Source organism: Desnuesiella massiliensis (assembly GCF_001403615.1).
Classification (GTDB): Bacteria; Bacillota; Clostridia; order Clostridiales; family Clostridiaceae; genus Desnuesiella; species Desnuesiella massiliensis.
The window spans coordinates 754,131-770,340 of record NZ_LN879455.1 but is presented as its reverse complement, the minus strand read 5'-3'; the positions used below and the strand labels follow the sequence as shown (position 1 = coordinate 770,340).

Annotated in this window: 12 protein-coding genes, 1 riboswitch and 1 other annotated feature; of the genes, 3 read left to right on the top strand and 9 right to left on the bottom strand. The window is 32.2% G+C overall.

Annotated elements, in window-relative coordinates:
* Window positions 1-89: 89 nt before the first annotated feature.
* Together BN2665_RS10200 and thrS are read right to left on the bottom strand one after the other, a co-directional pair.
* Window positions 90-653, bottom strand: coding sequence for a DUF3867 domain-containing protein (locus BN2665_RS10200; RefSeq protein ID WP_055666999.1), 564 nt, complete (start codon window positions 651-653; stop codon window positions 90-92).
* Window positions 654-824: 171 nt separating this feature from the next.
* Window positions 825-2,762: a threonine--tRNA ligase gene (gene thrS / locus BN2665_RS10195; protein WP_055666998.1), complete on the bottom strand. Its 1,938-nt coding sequence runs from the start codon at window positions 2,760-2,762 to the stop codon at window positions 825-827.
* Window positions 2,763-2,832: 70 nt separating this feature from the next.
* Window positions 2,833-3,045 (bottom strand) — a binding site (T-box leader).
* 125 nt (window positions 3,046-3,170) lie between these two features.
* On the opposite strand from thrS, the gene BN2665_RS10190 reads away from it, so the two are divergent.
* Window positions 3,171-3,443, top strand: coding sequence for an acylphosphatase (locus tag BN2665_RS10190; RefSeq protein ID WP_055666997.1), 273 nt, complete (start codon window positions 3,171-3,173; stop codon window positions 3,441-3,443).
* A 69-nt stretch (window positions 3,444-3,512) separates the two neighbouring features.
* Here BN2665_RS10190 and BN2665_RS10185 read toward each other — a convergent pair whose 3' ends face one another.
* The gene (locus BN2665_RS10185; protein WP_055666996.1) at window positions 3,513-4,076 is read right to left on the bottom strand and encodes a nitroreductase family protein; all 564 of its coding nucleotides are present in this window, start codon (window positions 4,074-4,076) and stop codon (window positions 3,513-3,515) included.
* 318 nt (window positions 4,077-4,394) lie between these two features.
* Here BN2665_RS10185 and BN2665_RS10180 point away from each other — a divergent pair, with 318 nt between their 5' ends.
* Entirely contained in the window at window positions 4,395-5,381 is a 987-nt protein-coding gene (locus BN2665_RS10180; RefSeq protein WP_055666995.1) for an HD-GYP domain-containing protein, read from the top strand.
* Between the two features lie 93 nt (window positions 5,382-5,474).
* Here BN2665_RS10180 and BN2665_RS10175 read toward each other — a convergent pair whose 3' ends face one another.
* From BN2665_RS10175 to BN2665_RS10160, 4 genes are all read right to left on the bottom strand, one after another.
* Window positions 5,475-6,173, bottom strand: a complete 699-nt coding sequence (locus tag BN2665_RS10175) for a pirin family protein (protein ID WP_055666994.1) — start codon at window positions 6,171-6,173, stop codon at window positions 5,475-5,477.
* Window positions 6,174-6,237: 64 nt separating this feature from the next.
* Entirely contained in the window at window positions 6,238-6,684 is a 447-nt protein-coding gene (locus BN2665_RS10170) for a MarR family winged helix-turn-helix transcriptional regulator (RefSeq protein WP_055666993.1), read from the bottom strand.
* Between the two features lie 85 nt (window positions 6,685-6,769).
* The gene (gene speD / locus BN2665_RS10165; protein WP_055666992.1) at window positions 6,770-7,612 is read right to left on the bottom strand and encodes an adenosylmethionine decarboxylase; all 843 of its coding nucleotides are present in this window, start codon (window positions 7,610-7,612) and stop codon (window positions 6,770-6,772) included.
* A 58-nt stretch (window positions 7,613-7,670) separates the two neighbouring features.
* Complete coding sequence (locus BN2665_RS10160) at window positions 7,671-8,537, bottom strand: tRNA 2-thiocytidine biosynthesis TtcA family protein (RefSeq protein ID WP_055666991.1); 867 nt, start codon at window positions 8,535-8,537, stop codon at window positions 7,671-7,673.
* Between the two features lie 148 nt (window positions 8,538-8,685).
* Window positions 8,686-8,787, top strand: a riboswitch (purine riboswitch).
* Between the two features lie 96 nt (window positions 8,788-8,883).
* Between BN2665_RS10160 and BN2665_RS10155 the strand changes: the two genes are divergently transcribed.
* Window positions 8,884-10,299 (top strand): NCS2 family permease, encoded by a 1,416-nt coding sequence (locus BN2665_RS10155; RefSeq protein WP_055666990.1) that lies wholly within the window; start codon window positions 8,884-8,886, stop codon window positions 10,297-10,299.
* A 40-nt stretch (window positions 10,300-10,339) separates the two neighbouring features.
* Here the strand turns inward: BN2665_RS10155 and BN2665_RS10150 are convergent, their stop codons facing one another.
* The gene (locus BN2665_RS10150) at window positions 10,340-14,593 is read right to left on the bottom strand and encodes an acyl-CoA dehydratase activase-related protein (protein WP_423229850.1); all 4,254 of its coding nucleotides are present in this window, start codon (window positions 14,591-14,593) and stop codon (window positions 10,340-10,342) included.
* Between the two features lie 128 nt (window positions 14,594-14,721).
* Entirely contained in the window at window positions 14,722-16,167 is a 1,446-nt protein-coding gene (locus BN2665_RS10145; RefSeq protein ID WP_055666988.1) for an NAD(P)/FAD-dependent oxidoreductase, read from the bottom strand.
* Window positions 16,168-16,210 lie beyond the last annotated feature (43 nt).

The following is a 16,210-nucleotide window of genomic DNA, read 5'->3' as shown; positions in this document are numbered from 1 at the left end:
AAAACAAATTGGAATCTTTTTAGGCACCGTAAAAATAAATAGTCAAAGCTGCCAATAGGCCGACTAGTTATTTTCTCAAGATACCTTAATTAGTACTCATATATTTTTTCGTTTTCACAAATAGATATCTTTAATTGTTTATCTTTAATCACCTTTTTATAGGAGCATAAAAACTCATTTAACTCATTATCTTGAAGATTTATTTTTCCTTTGCTTTTTAAAATTACATTTTCTTCATGTAGTATTATTTCTACATCATTGGCTGTATTTTTTATAGAATAGGCAGTAACCATCTTAGAGCCTATTCTATCTTTATACTTCTCTTGAAAGCTTAAAGATTTTCTAATTTCTTCATAATTAAGATTAGAATTTAATGCAGGCATATCTATACCCATGGCCTTCATTTGGTTTTCTATATCCTCCATATTAAAGCCATATCTCTTCATTATTTCCTTCTGTATGTTTAAAAATTTCTCTTGAGAAATATTATTCTCATCCATATACTCTTTTATTTTTGTTGTAAAATCCGCCATAGTTATTTGTCCTTGAGCTAGAGAATAATAAAGACTATACATATATTGTTCAAGCTTATCCACATCTTTTTCTCTTGCTTTGTTTTTTAGCTCATTAAAGTCCACAATTCTTTCATCCATTATTATACCTCCAATTATTATTAAATACTAACTCTCTAACCTTATATTTAAAATAAATATTGTATTTATACTATTAAATCTATTTTACCACAAAATAAATTTGTAAAATTAAAATATTTGTAAATAAAACTTCAAAAAAATTAAGGGAGCTTCATTTGCTCCCTTTTAGTTCTATCTTTCTTTTGCTTCTACTTCTTTTTTAATTCTTTCAATGAAGACCTCTAAAGCCATAGCTCCCTCTTCACCATTCTTTCTGCTTCTTACAGCCACTTCTTTATTTTCAGCCTCTTTTTCTCCTACTACTAGGATATAAGGTATTCTTTCCATTCTAGCTTCACGGATTTTGTAGCCTATCTTTTCAGCTCTGTAATCAGCCTCTACTCTTATACCATTAAGTCTAAACTTTCTTACTACCTCTTCGGTGTAGTCATGATATTTTTCTGAAATAGGTAGAACCTTAACTTGAACTGGCGCTAACCAAGTTGGAAGAGCTCCTGCGTATTTTTCAATAAGCATTGCTAAAGTTCTTTCATAGCAGCCTATAGAAGATCTATGGACTATATATGGATATTTCTTTTGTCCATCCTTATCTACATAAACCATACCAAATCTTTCAGCTAGGGCAAAGTCTATTTGAACTGTGATTATAGTATCTTCTTTTCCATGAACATTTTTAAATTGAATATCTAACTTAGGTCCATAGAAGGCAGCTTCTCCATCTGCTTCTTTATATTCTATATTTAAATGATCCAGCATTTTTCTCATCTTATCTTGAGTATCTTCCCAAGCCTTAGCATTGTCAATATATTTTTCCTTGTTGTTTGGATCCCATTTTGAGAATCTATAAGTTACGTCTTCTTCTATACCTAACACAGTCATTAAATATTTTATTAGGTCTACGGCTTCTCTAAACTCATCTTCTAATTGTTCAGGAGTGCAAACAATATGACCATCGGAAAGAGTAAATTGTCTTACACGGATTAATCCATGCATTTCCCCTGAAGATTCATTTCTAAATAATGAAGAAGTTTCGCCATATCTTATTGGAAGATCTCTATAGCTGTGTTGATCTGAATTATATATCATATATTGGAAAGGGCAAGTCATTGGCCTTAAAGCCATTACTTCCTCATCCTTCTCTGGGTCTCCTAGTATAAACATTCCATCTCTATAGTGATCCCAGTGACCAGAGATTTTATATAAATCACTCTTAGCCATGGATGGAGTCTTTGTTAATACATAGCCCCTTCTCTCTTCCTCATCTTCCACAAATCTTTGAAGTATTTGTAAAACCTTAGCTCCCTTTGGCATTATTAATGGAAGTCCTTGACCTACTGCTTCATTAGTTGTAAATAGACCTAATTCTCTTCCTAACTTATTATGATCTCTTTTCTTCGCTTCTTCTAATCTCTCTAAATGAGCATCTAAATCAGATTTCTTTGTAAAGGCAGTTCCGTAAACACGAGTTAGCATCTTATTCTTTTCGCTGCCTCTCCAATAAGCTCCTGTAGCTGACATAAGCTTAACTGCTTTTACTACCTTAGTAGATATTAAATGTGGTCCTGCACATAGGTCTACAAAGTCTCCTTGCTTATAGAAGGATACTGTTTCTCCTTCTGGTAAATCCTCAATTAGTTCTACCTTGTATAGCTCTTCTTTCTCCTTCATCAAGGCTAGAGCTTCTTCCCTTGGCAATTCAAATCTTTCAATAGCCAAGTCCTCTTTAGCTATCTTTCTCATCTCTTCTTCAATATGATCTAAATCCTCCTGTGAAAAAGGCTTTTCTACATCGAAATCATAGTAAAATCCATCCTCTATAGCTGGTCCTATGGCTAATTTTGTATTAGGGAATACTCTTTTAACAGCTTGAGCTAACATGTGAGCCGCTGTATGTCTAAAAGCTTTCTTTCCCTCTTCATCCTCAAAAGTTAATATGCTTAAGTTGCAGTCTTCTTTTACTACAAATCTTAAATCCTCTACCTCACCATTTATTAATCCTGCAGTAGCCACTCTTGCTAACCCTTCACTTATATCTTTAGCTATATCTATTATAGCCTTTGGTTCATTATACTCTTTTATTGATCCATCTTTTAAAGTAATCTTAAACATCTTTAAATCTCCTTTCTTGTATCCTAATAATTTCATATAAAAAATAAAAAACTCTCGTCTCTTTTCATTGAAAAGGGACGAGAGTATAATTCTCCCGCGGTTCCACCCAAATTTATCTACTAAAAAATAGTAAACCTCTTAATAAAAATTATAACGGAATTACCGGGCTTTATTAAAGCCACTCTGAGGTGGTGTTCAGCTGCTTTCCTTTAAGAATACTTTCAGCTATTGTACTCTCTCTCTGTAAAATTCCACAACCTACTCTTCTCATCATTGCATTACAAATATATTGTTTTTATATCATTATATCACTTAGTTTTATACTGTCAATATATTATAATATAAAGATAATAAAAATTATTTAATGTATAATGTGTACATTAAAAATAACTCTGGGAGGTTATAATGATGTTAAGATATTATATGAGAGTTTTCGGAAGGGTCCAAGGTGTAGGCTTTAGATATTTTGTTCAATACACCGCAAGCTTGCTTAATTTAACTGGTTGGGTAAGAAATCTTGATGACGACTCTGTAGATATGGAGGTTCAAGGTCAAGAAGAAGTACTTAATGCCTTTATTAATAAAATTAGAAAAGGCAATGGCTTTTCTAGCGTAGAAGATTTTTCTATACATAAGCTCCCTCTAGTAGATGAAGAAAAAAACTTTAAAATTAAATATTAGGGTAAATATGTAATGCACAGTTAAGAATAAGCGCTTCTCAATTGTGCATTACAAAATATATATTTTATATTACTTTATATAGCTAATAATATTTTCTTTTCTTACTGGCACTTCAACTATACTTTCATTCCTATATCCTAATGCAATGGCATGATAAGGTTTAAAACCCTTAGGTATACATAATAGTTCTTTATATTTTTCTATTTTATCAGAATTAAAAAGTAAGGCTATAAATCCAATCCAACAAGAACCAATACCTAAGGATTCTGCTGCGATTAACATATTTTCCGTAGCCGCTGCACAATCTATTTGAGATACTGCTATCTTCTCATCTCCAGATACTATTATAATGGTAGGGGCATTATAAAAGACATGAAAATTTTCACCATTTTTTAAGTATCCTTTTAAACTTTCGCTACATCCACTTTTAGCCAAGTCCATAAGTTCTTCATTTAGCATATCTATCATTTGTTTGTTTTGAATAACAGTAAAATGCCAAGGTTGTTGATTTTGTAAACTCGGCGCATACATACCTGCTTCGATTATAGAATTTAATTCTTCTTGTTTTATCTGTCTATCATAAAAAGACCTTATGCTTCTTCTACTTTTTATAATACCTATTGTTTGGTTCATTGGCTACCCCCTCAGCAAGGATTGTTAAATATTTATCATTTCCTTTAAATAAGATTATACCACTATAAGGCATCCGATTCAAACTTATATTTTGAATAAAAATATAGTTACTAAATCATAGTTATTTAATTTATTCTTTAATTATAATTACTTTATCAAAATAATTTCAAGACGATTTTTTTGCACTTCGCAATACTTTTTTGCAACTTAAGGTAAAAAAATATAATAATTTGTCTTAAAATATGTTATATTTAAAAGTATAGTCTAAATATATAATTCTTTTAAACTTTTTATTAAAATTCACAGAGGGGATGCTACATGAAACTAACAATTGTAAGTGATAATGTGATTGGAAGCCAACTTGCTGTTCCTATATACAACGGTGATGGAATATTGGCTATAAATAGTGGTATGAATATAACAGATAAAGTTGTAAATTATATAAAACGTCTTGGGATTAATACTATATACATCCATGATGGTTTTGATGAAATAACACTTCAAGATGTTATAGACTCTGGTATTAGATTAAGTTTGCTAAAAACCTTAAAAGCAGAGTTCAGTTCTATAAAAACAAAAAAATGGATTAATGAATCTGTTATTAGCCGAGTGGTTGAAAATATAATTAGCAATGTAAATCTCTCTGAAAATGCTTTTCTTTATAACAATATAGGACATACAGATGATGAAATAACACTAGTTAACCACAGTATAGATGTTGCAATATTATCTATAATAGTGGGCGCCAATAGCGGCTATGATCAAAAAAAGCTTTTTAGCCTTGGGGTAGGTGCTCTCTTACATGATATAGGTAAGTTATTCGCCTCTGGAGAAGATCATACATCAGTAGGTTATAAGTTAGCTAAATCCAATGTGTTTTTTACTCCTACCATGTGTGTTCCTATCTTGCAGCATCATGAAAATAAAGATGGTTCAGGCTTTCCTGAAAAAATTTATGAAGATAAGATTTATGAGTTCTCAAAGATCGTCAGTATATGCAATGAATACATAATGCAATCTAACAGCCATAAAGGTTTACTGCCTCATGAAATAATGGAACATATAACTACTGAAGCAACTAAGCGATTTGATTTTGAAATCTTCAAGAAATTTAATCATTCTATACACTGCTATCCTAATGGTCTCACCATAGAGTTAAATAATGGTTTGAAGGGAATTGTTATAATGCAAAATAAAAACTTTCCTTTAAGACCTATCATAATGATAAATAAAAATGATAATGAAAGAGCATATATTAACTTAATGGATATTCTTACTTTATTTATTAGCAAGGTAATAATATGAAAAATACCCTTCAGTCAGTGAAGTGTAAGGATTCTTACTCACCTCTGTTCTGAAGGGCATTTTATTTAACTATATTTTTAAGCAGAAGCCGCTTTATCCTCTCTTCATCTCCAATAAAAGTATATGACAATTACTCTTAGCTTTTATCATTAAATCCTCTTCTATTGCTTCCATAGCATCTTTGGCGTTTAAGGCTATACCATTTATTTCACTTTCTCCTTCAATGTTTACTAGATAAGCCTGCCTTCCCTTACCTATATTAAACTCAAGGTTTTTACCTTCTTCCAATTCAGTTACATAAATATTGACATCACTATTGATTTTAATAGCTGCACTACCTTCTTTACTTGAAACCATGTGGAGCCATTGGTTTTTCCTTGCCGCTTCTTCAAAATTAAAGTCACCATAGGTGGGCTCATAATTCTTCTTATCTGGCAATATCCATATCTGAAGAAGTCTCAATATATCCTCACCTGAGTTATATTCACTATGATATACTCCTGTACCTGCACTCATGTACTGTATGTTTCCTCTTGTTATTTTATTTGAGTATCCCATGCTATCTTTATGAGATAACTCTCCATTCACAACATAGGATATTATCTCCATGTTGTTATGAGGATGAGTAGGAAATCCTTCTCCTTGCAAAATTAAGTCATCATTTATTACTCTCAATACTCCAAAATGCATATTATCTGGATTAAAGTATTCTGCAAAAGAAAAATGAAAAGTACTTTTTAGCCACCCCAGATTTGATTTTCCCATTTTATTAGAATCTATTCTTTTTAACATTACTATCTCTCCTTTATCTCTAATTAGTGATATTAAATTTATAAATACTGCCTTATAAAGGCAGTTATCTTTTTTCTCCTATGCTCTTACCTAGTTTCTTAGATAATTCAATCATTTTAATCTTATCCTCATCTGTTAGTACATGGAACATTTCTTCCAAATTCTTTAAATGCATTGGAAAAATTTTTTCTATTAATTCCCTTCCTTTCATTGTAATATTAATAAGAGAAACCCTCTTATCCATTGGATCCTTTTGTTTTGTTATATATCCTTCCTTTACCAAATTCTCAATTACCACAGTTACATTTCCACTAGTGGACAATATCTTCTTTATTATATCATTTATACATAACTCTCCTTTATGATATAAAACCTCTAACACTGCAAACTGTCCAAGAGTTAGTCCATTCTGTGTGATAACAGAGGCTTGAGCTTTATTTATTTCCGTCATAGCTCTTGATAAGGTAATTAAAAGCTTTAAATTTAAATCATTTAAATATCCATAACTCATATTTTTAATATATCACTAATTAGTGATATTGTCAATAAAAAAAGGCACTGCTTTTAAATTGTTGTGGAGCAGCGTCTTTCTTATATTATATACTAGGCACATTAATGCCATAAAATATTTCAGTCATTTCTCTGTCCAACTTTTTTATTATATCTGTCTTTTCTTCTAAGGATAAATCCTCTTCTTGAATTTCAAATAAATAATTATTTAAATTTATATCTTTAACCTTCATTTTAGTATGAAAGATATTTGATTGATATATATTCATATCAATTAAATTATATCGATCTACGGTTTCTGTGGATATAAAGTTTTGTATGGAATTAATCTCATGATCTATAAAATGCTTATGTCCATCAATGTCTCTTGTAAAACCTCTCACTCTATAGTCAATGGTAATTATATCTGAGTCAAAGCTATCTATTAAATAATTAAGAGCTTTTAAGGGAGATATTTCTCCACAGGTGGACACATCTATATCTACTCTAAAGGTACTTATATTATTTTGGGGATGACTTTCTGGATAAGTATGCACAGTTACATGACTCTTATCTAGATGACCAACTATGTTTTCTCTAATTGGGGTTAGCATCCCACGATTGCATGAAGGATCTAATACATATAAAGGGACTTCCTCTTCTGAAATTAGCAAGGTTACACTAGCTCCTTGGGGATCATAGTCTTGCTTTGCAATATTCAAAACACTAGCTCCAATCATTTCAGTAACATTTTTTAAAATATTAGTTAACCTGTCAGAATTATATTGTTCATCAATATATTCTATATACTTTCTACGATCCTCTTCACTTTTAGTGTAGCAGATATCGTAAATATTAAAACTAAGAGATTTTGTTAAATTATTAAATCCATATAATTTTAATTTATCTTTTCCAACCTCTGCCAATTTAATTCCCCATTTCTTCAACATTATATTTCCTTTTAAATTATATAACTTAAGCGCTTATTGTCAAGATATTATTCTCGATTTATTCCTCATCATAAAAATCTAAATAAGAATAGCTCTTTCCATCCTTTTGCCATCCTAGTATAGATTCCATACCTACATTTTCTGCAGCTCTAAATATAGATTTATCCACATCATTAAAATTAACCTTTAGCTGCTTTATTAACTCTTTAATTTCGTATCTCTTATTACCTATTTTTTTAGCCGCTACCATGCATGCACAATTTAATGGCCATATGCCACTATTTTGAGTGAATTTTTGTATATATTGCTCTTCTACATAGTATAAAGGACGAATTAGTTCTATACCTTCAAAATTTGAAGCCTTAAGCTTAGGCAGCATAGTTTTAAAATTGCCAGCATAAAGAACATTTAAAAGAGTGGTTTCTATTACATCATTAAAATGATGTCCTAAGGCAAGTTTATTGCAGCCTAGTTCTCTAGCCTTAGAGTACAAGGCTCCTCTTCTCATTCTTGCACACATATAACAAGGATAGTCCTTTGCTATATTATCTACTACATTAAAAATTCCAGACTCGAAAATCTTTATAGGAATATTTAAATAGTTACAATTATCTATTAAAAGTTCTTTTACGCTTTGATGATATCCAGGGTCCATAACTATAAACTCTAGGTCAAATTGAAAGTGTCCATGTCTTTTAAGCTCTTGAAAAAGTTTAGCCATTACTAGACTGTCTTTCCCCCCCGAAATTGCTACTGCTACCTTATCTCCTTCTTCAACTAATTTATAATCCTTTATAGCTTTTATAAACTTAGACCATATATGTTTTCTATATTTTTTAATCAAACTTCTTTCTACTTCTTCAAGTGGTTTTCTTTCATTAAAAGGCACCAATATTTCACAACCATTTCCTGCAACTCCACTCATAATTAACACCTCGCTTTTCCTAAGATATTATAGCATGTTTAATTATTTTTGTCTTTAACTATGTTAATACGAATGTTTTGTAAAAAATCAATAAAAATGTTCACTTTTATTATTGACTTATTTGTACATTTAGTATAACATCAATTATGTAATAATTAATCTAATTACTCATATATGTTCGATAATATGGTTCGAATGTTTCTACGAGACTACCGCAAATTGTCTCTCTATGAGTGAAAACAACACCTAAAGATATTTAGGGGGTGTATGTTATCACTGATAAGGCGGTAACATACACCTTATTTTTTTATCTTAATTATTTTTATTTTAAGAGGGGGTTCACTCTATGTTGGACAAGTTTTTTAAATTAAAAGAAAGTAATACAAATGTAAGAACGGAAATTGTAGCTGGTATTACTACCTTTATAACCATGGCTTATATTATATTTGTTAATCCAAGTATGTTAAGCATGGCTGGAATGAATAGCAAAGGCTTATTTGGCGGAGAAGTGGCCAAAGCTGGTCTATCCGTTGGAAATGACCAAATTATTGGTGCCATTTTTGTTGCCACAGTTTTATCTGCCATCATAGCTACACTTATTATGGGATTGTTCGCTAATGCTCCTTTTGCTCAAGCTGCTGGTATGGGAATGAATGCTTTCTTTACCTTCTATGTAGTATTAACTTGTAAAATATCTTGGCAAGGTGCTTTAGCTGCAGTATTTATATGCGGTATCATAAATATTATAATTACTTTAACTAAAATAAGAATATCAATAATAAATGCTATACCAGATAGCTTAAAGAAGGCTACCGGCGCAGGAATAGGACTTTTCATAGCCTTAATAGGTATGAAGGAAGCAGGCTTTGTAGTTGGTTCTCAAGAAACTTTAGTGACTTTTGGTAATGTTAATAATCCTGCTACATTACTAGCTTTCATTGGTCTTGTAGTTACTGTAGTGTTAATGATCAGAAAGGTTAAAGGAGCTATTTTAATAGGAATAGTTACCACTACAGCGCTTGGAGTTATTGCTCAAACAGGTTTAGGCTATAAATTAAACATATTCTTGCCTGAAAGCTTTAACATCATCAGTGCACCACCAAGTCTAGCTCCAACTTTTATGAAGTTAAGCTTTAAGGACTTATTCTCAGCTAACGTAGGCTTTGTTTCAATAATAACTATAATAATATCCTTTAGCTTAGTAGATACCTTTGATACTATAGGAACCTTTATAGGTACTACTACTAAAACAAATATTTTTGACGATAAACCTATAGGAAAAGGAAGATTTCCAAGAAAGTTAGATAGAGCTTTATTTGCTGATGCTACTGCTACCTCCATAGGCGCTTTATTAGGAACAAGTAATGTTACTACTTACGTAGAAAGCCTTGCTGGTATAAGTGAAGGCGGAAGAACAGGCTTAACTTCAGTAGTTACTGCTATTTGTTTCTTCCTAACACTATTTATCGCTCCACTTATAGGTATAGTTCCAGCCTTTGCTACTGCTCCAGCTTTAATAATAGTTGGAATTTTGATGATGGGATCTATAATGGGTATTGACTTTGACAACTTTGAAGAAGCAGTCCCAGCCTTCTTTACACTGGCAATAATGCCATTTACTTATAGCATTGCTAATGGTATAGCTGTAGGCTTCATATTCTACACATTAATCAAGCTATTTAAGGGAAGAGGTAAAGAAGTTCATCCAATAATGTACATCTTCACAGCACTATTTATAATAAAGTTTGTAATGCAAGTATAGCTAATAATGTGGCAAGGTAAATGTCCCCTTGCCACAGTTTTTATTTTACAGCGTTTATTTCATTTTCAAATTTTTTAAAAGCTGAGGAAAGCATTAGTTTAATTCTATTAATCTGATTAACCTCGGATATGCCAGCATCATAGTCTAAAGCAAGTATATTTACTTCAGGGTTTTGCCTTTTTAATTCTTTTATTGCACCTCTGCCTGTTATATGATTGGGTAAACATGCAAAAGGCTGAATACATAATATATCCTTCACTCCATGATCTATTAAACTCATCATTTTAGCAGTTAATAACCAACCTTCTCCTGTTTGATTTCCCACAGAAACTACCTTCTCTGCTTTCTTAGCTAATTTTGCTATATGAGTAGGTGCCTCAAATCTTTCACTATAGGTTAGGAAACTCTTCAAGTGACTTCTATATACTTCTAAAATATCAGTAGCTACTTTGCTGGTTATCTTATCTTTAAAGCTAGCATCTAGTTTTTCATAGCTAAAATCATTATCGAAGGCACAGTATAAGAAAAAGTCTAAAAAATCGGGCAATACTACCTCTACTCCTTGATCTTCTAAAAATCTTACAAGATAATTATTAGAAACAGGATGATATTCTGAAAAAATTTCTCCAACTACTCCTATTCTAGGTTTTTTAATATCCAATATTTCTATGCTATCAAAATCATCAACTATAGCTTTTATTGTCTTTTTAAAATTATTAGGGCTAAGCATATCTAAGCTATTTTTACAGCTTTCCGCCCACTTTTCATATAATTTATTCGTAGCTCCCGAATTTTTCTCGTAAGGCCTTACTCTGTGAACCAAGCGCATTAAAAGATCGCCATAAATAATTCCCATCATAGCTCTATGTATTAGGCTTAAGGACATTTTAAAGCCCGGGTTTTTTTCAATACCGCTAAAATTAATAGAAATTACAGGAATGTTATCATAGCCTGCTTCAGCTAGGGCCTTCCTCAGTATAGCTACATAGTTGCTGGCTCTACAGCCTCCACAGGTTTGGAACATGAGCATTGATACATTATTAATATCATACTTACCGGATTTCAATGCATCTATAAGTTGCCCAACAATAATAACCGCAGGATAGCAAGCATCATTATTTACGTACTTTAATCCCTCTTCAATCATTGCTCTATTCATAGTAGGTAATACTTCTACATTATATCCACAAGAATTAAATGCTTTCTCCACAAATTGAAAATGTATTGGAGATAACTGTGGGGCTAGAATTGTATGACTTCTTTTCATGGTTTTAGTAAAGGCTATCCTATTATAGCTCTCTATTATATTTTCCATTTTTATAGACTTAAGATTCTTCTCCTCTTCATCTAAAGTACCTTTTAAAGAACGTAATCTTATCTTGGCTGCCCCTAAGTTGCTTATCTCGTCAATCTTTATTACAGTACAGTTTTTATTGCTGGCTTTTAAAATTTCTTCCACCTGTTCTATGGCAATAGGATCTAAGCCGCAGCCAAAAGAGTTTAACTCCACTATCTCTAAATTATTTTCTTTAGCTACAAAGCTAGCAGCCTTATATAATCTTGAATAGTAAACCCATTGATCTAAAACTCTTAAAGGCCGTCTTACCTTTCCTAAATGAGCTATGGAATCCTCAGTTAATACTGCCATGCCTAAGCTGGTAATAATATTAGGTATTCCGTGATTTATACCCGGATCTATATGATAGGGTCTCCCTCCTAAAACAATTCCTCTTTTATTATTTTCTCTTAAATACTCTAGTACCTCCTCCCCTTTTTTCTTTATAAGTTTCTTTACTTCCGCTTCGCGTTGCCAAGCTTTCTCCAAGGCTCCAATAATTTCTTTTTTGCTAATATTAAACCCTGAAAATTCTTCATACAATCTTTGTATTAATCGTCTTTTACTATTTAAAGGAAGAAAAGGATTCATGTATTTTATATTATTTAATTTTAATGCATCTATGTTATTTTTAATAACTTCAGCATAGGAGGTTACCATTGGACAATTATAATTATTATTCGCTTCACTATCCTCTTTAATCTCATAGGGAATACAGGGATAAAATATAAAATCCACTTTTCTATTTATAAGCCACATAATATGACCGTGGACCAATTTTGCAGGATAACATACAGACTCTGAAGGGATGGTCTCTAATCCTAGCTCATATAATTTTTTTGATGATATGGGTGATAGTTCTACCCTAAAGCCTAACTCCTTGAAAAAGGCTTCCCAAAAAGGAAAATTTTCGTATATATTTAGCACCCTTGGAATACCCACTACTCCTCTATAGGCTTCCTCTATTTTTAAAGGCTTATAATCAAATATGATTTTCAATTTATACTCATAAAGGTTTGGAAGGTGATTTTTATCAGCTTTTTCATCCCCTAAAGCCTTTTCGCAGCGATTTCCTGCTATAAATACCTTTTCAGACCCAAATTCATTTATGGTGAGTAAGCAATTGTTCTCACATTTTCCACACCTTTTAAAATTTGTTTTCAAATTTATTGAATTAAGCTCATCTAAGTCCACCATTTTAGATTTACTGCCTTTAATATAATTATCTCGTGCAATTATAGCAGCTCCAAAAGCTCCCATAAGTCCAGCTATATCAGGTCTTATAACCTTCTTTCCTGTAATAAGCTCAAAACATCTAAGCACAGCATCATTATAAAATGTACCACCTTGAACCACTATATTCTGTCCTATTTCTTCTAAGTTCTTAATTTTGATTACTTTGTATAATGCATTTTTTATAATAGAGTAAGATAAGCCTGCGGATATATCCGATACCTCCGCCCCTTCTTTTTGCGCTTGTTTAACTCTTGAATTCATAAATACAGTACAGCGAGTGCCTAAATCCACTGGGTTTCTAGAAGTTAAAGCCTCCCTTGAAAAATCTGCTATATCCATATTTAAGGATTTTGCAAGGCTTTCTATAAAGGAGCCACAACCTGAGGAACAAGCCTCATTGAGTATAATTGACTCTAAAAATCCATTTCTAAGCTTTAGGCATTTCATATCCTGTCCGCCAATATCTAATATGTAATCTACCTCGGGAAGAAAATGCTTAGCTCCCTTATAATGTGCTAAGGTTTCAACCTGACCTATATCTATATTTAAAGCAGACTTTATTAGAGCCTCTCCATAGCCTATAACACAGGAATTAGCTATATAAACCTTCTCAGGTAGTACTTTAAATAAGGCTTTTAAGCTTTCAAGTACCGAACTTAAGGTATTACCTTCATTATTCTTATAGTGTGAATATAATAACTCGCCTTTAGAGCTTATAACAGCTATTTTTGTGGTAGTAGAGCCTGCATCAATGCCTAAATAAGCACCACCCTCATAATCCTTAAGCTCTTTTCTTTCTACTTTATGAATTCCATGAGCTTCTTTAAAATTTTTTAATTCATCTTCGTTTTTAAATAGAGGGGAAAGCCTTTCTACCTCATGTTCTTCATTATATTTATCATGGTTTATTTTATTTATAATGTCACTAAAGTATACTTCTTCCTCTTTCCTGGATAGCATTGCAGCTCCTACGGCTACATAAAGCTGAGATTGTTCTGGAAATATAGCCTCTCCTTCCCCTAGTTTAAGAGTCTCAGTAAATCTCTTGCCCAGCTCAGATAAAAAGTATAGGGGACCTCCTAAAAACACCACCTTACCCTTTATGCTCTTTCCACAAGCTAAACCGCTGATAGTTTGATTAACAATAGCTTGTAAAATAGATACTGCTATGTCTTCCTTCCTGGCTCCTTCATTGATAAGAGGTTGTATATCAGTTTTTGCAAACACCCCACAGCGAGCTGCCACAGGATATATTATTTTATAATCTTTAGCCAAATTGTTTAACCCTTCAGCATCTGTTTGCAGCAGAGTTGCCATCTGGTCTATAAAAGCCCCAGTACCTCCAGCACAAGTTCCATTCATGCGCTGCTCCATACCTTCTTTAAAAAAGGTAATTTTTGCGTCTTCTCCACCTAATTCAATGGCTACATCTATCTCTGGTAAAAACTCCTCAATAGCAGCAGTACAAGCTATTACTTCCTGCTGAAATGGTAGGTTAAGCCATTTAGATACTAATAAGCCACCAGAACCAGTAGTGGTTATGGTTATTTTACTCTCTCCTAAAAAGTTATAGGCTTCTTCTATAGATTTTTTTATAGTACTTTTTATATCAGAAAAATGCCTTTTATAGCTACTATAAATAATCTTATTATCATCATCTAATATCACAACTTTTAGGGTGGTAGAGCCTACATCCAACCCCACATTATATTTTATGTTCAAAAAATTCATCTCCTTGAATACATTTTATTGGAATTCTATAGAATATTTTTGACATATTTAAAGGATTAAATACCTAATATTTAAAATAAATAAAACTAGGGTTGATATTTCCCTAGTTTTACTTATAATCATTTATTTAATTTTCTTATGGTATTAATATCTACTCTTATAGGAGGTGCTGAGGCATTCTTTCCCCTTACGCTAATGTCCTCTAGCGGTATGTTCATTTCTCTAGAAATTATTTTCTTTACCCTTTCCCTGCAAAAATTACCTTGACAGATACCCATCCCTGCCCTAGTTCTTCTTTTTATAGCATCCGTAGATTTTATTGGAATTCCTCTATGCAAAGCATCTATTATTTCACTCTCGGTGACTTTTTCACATCTGCATATGATATTTTTTGATGGATCTTCATGATCTACTTTTCCGTCAAAATCATTAGATTTCTTTACAATTATACCTTTCCTTTTCGGATTGAAGTTTTCTTTTTCAACTAGGTTTAATCCTGAATGCTTTAGTATCCCTATAACTCTTTCTGCTATAGCTGGTGAGGAAGTAAGACCTGGAGAGTCTATTCCCGCTGCATTTATAAATCTCTTTACGGCACTTTCTTCGATTATAAAGTCATCGCTATTGCTTATGGCTCTTATACCTGAAAAGGTAGTTATGGACTTTTTAATCTCAAAATCTGATATGGATTTTCTTGCAGTTTCTATGATATATTCAAGACTTTCTATGGTAGTAGCTACATCCGCTCTATCATCTATTTCTTCTGCATTAGGTCCTATCATAAAATTCCCATGATAGGTGGTGGTTACGAGAATTCCCTTTCCCTTTGCAGTGGGCACTTGGAAAACTACTGTATTTACAAGATGAGCCTGGTTCTTTCCTAAAAGCACGTATTGACCTCTTCTTGGTAGTATTTTAAAATTATCTGCTCCCACCATAGCAGCAACCTTGTCGCTATACAACCCCGCTGCATTAATTACATATTTGCTTTCTATGTTTTCGTTAGTGGTTTCTATTATAAAGTATTCATCTTTAGTTTTAATGGATAAAACCTCACTGTTAAGTCTTAGATTAAGCCCATTATCTACAGCATTTTCTACCAAAGCTATGGCATATTCATAGGGAGATGCTACTCCGACGCTTTTACTATATAGAGCTACTTTAACTTCTTTATTTATATGTGGTTCTATCTCTCTTATTCTATCTTCATATATTATTTCTAAGTCATCACAGCCTATGGTTAAACCATTATTATAGAGCTCTCTTATTTTCTTTTCATCTTCTTCATTAAAGCCTATGACCAAAGCTCCCGGCCTTCTATAGCCAAAATTAAGCTCTCTCTCTAAAGCTTCAAACATTTTGTTTCCTTTAGCACAGAGTTCACCTTTTAAAGTACCGTGTTTAGCGGCATAACCTCCATGTATTATTCCACTATTAGCTTTTGATGCACCAGTACCTACATCTTCTTCCTTTTCGATTAGGCAAATGCTTAGTTTATATCTGGATAATTCTCTAGCTATAGCTGCTCCTACTACTCCAGCTCCAATGATAGTAATATCATACATAAAACCACATCCTTATAAAATAATAATAATATTACTTAATTCT

What these genes read in the sequence shown, in the direction of transcription:
- BN2665_RS10155 (WP_055666990.1), top strand. Translation starts at nt 8,884, where the DNA reads ATGTTGGACAAGTTTTTTAAATTAAAAGAAAGTAATACAAATGTAAGA.
- BN2665_RS10180 (WP_055666995.1), top strand. Translation starts at nt 4,395, where the DNA reads ATGAAACTAACAATTGTAAGTGATAATGTGATTGGAAGCCAACTTGCT.
- thrS (WP_055666998.1), bottom strand. Translation starts at nt 2,762, where the DNA reads ATGTTTAAGATTACTTTAAAAGATGGATCAATAAAAGAGTATAATGAA.
- BN2665_RS10170 (WP_055666993.1), bottom strand. Translation starts at nt 6,684, where the DNA reads ATGAGTTATGGATATTTAAATGATTTAAATTTAAAGCTTTTAATTACC.
- BN2665_RS10200 (WP_055666999.1), bottom strand. Translation starts at nt 653, where the DNA reads ATGGATGAAAGAATTGTGGACTTTAATGAGCTAAAAAACAAAGCAAGA.
- BN2665_RS10185 (WP_055666996.1), bottom strand. Translation starts at nt 4,076, where the DNA reads ATGAACCAAACAATAGGTATTATAAAAAGTAGAAGAAGCATAAGGTCT.
- speD (WP_055666992.1), bottom strand. Translation starts at nt 7,612, where the DNA reads ATGTTGAAGAAATGGGGAATTAAATTGGCAGAGGTTGGAAAAGATAAA.
- BN2665_RS10160 (WP_055666991.1), bottom strand. Translation starts at nt 8,537, where the DNA reads ATGAGTGGAGTTGCAGGAAATGGTTGTGAAATATTGGTGCCTTTTAAT.
- BN2665_RS10190 (WP_055666997.1), top strand. Translation starts at nt 3,171, where the DNA reads ATGTTAAGATATTATATGAGAGTTTTCGGAAGGGTCCAAGGTGTAGGC.
- BN2665_RS10145 (WP_055666988.1), bottom strand. Translation starts at nt 16,167, where the DNA reads ATGTATGATATTACTATCATTGGAGCTGGAGTAGTAGGAGCAGCTATA.
- BN2665_RS10175 (WP_055666994.1), bottom strand. Translation starts at nt 6,173, where the DNA reads ATGTTAAAAAGAATAGATTCTAATAAAATGGGAAAATCAAATCTGGGG.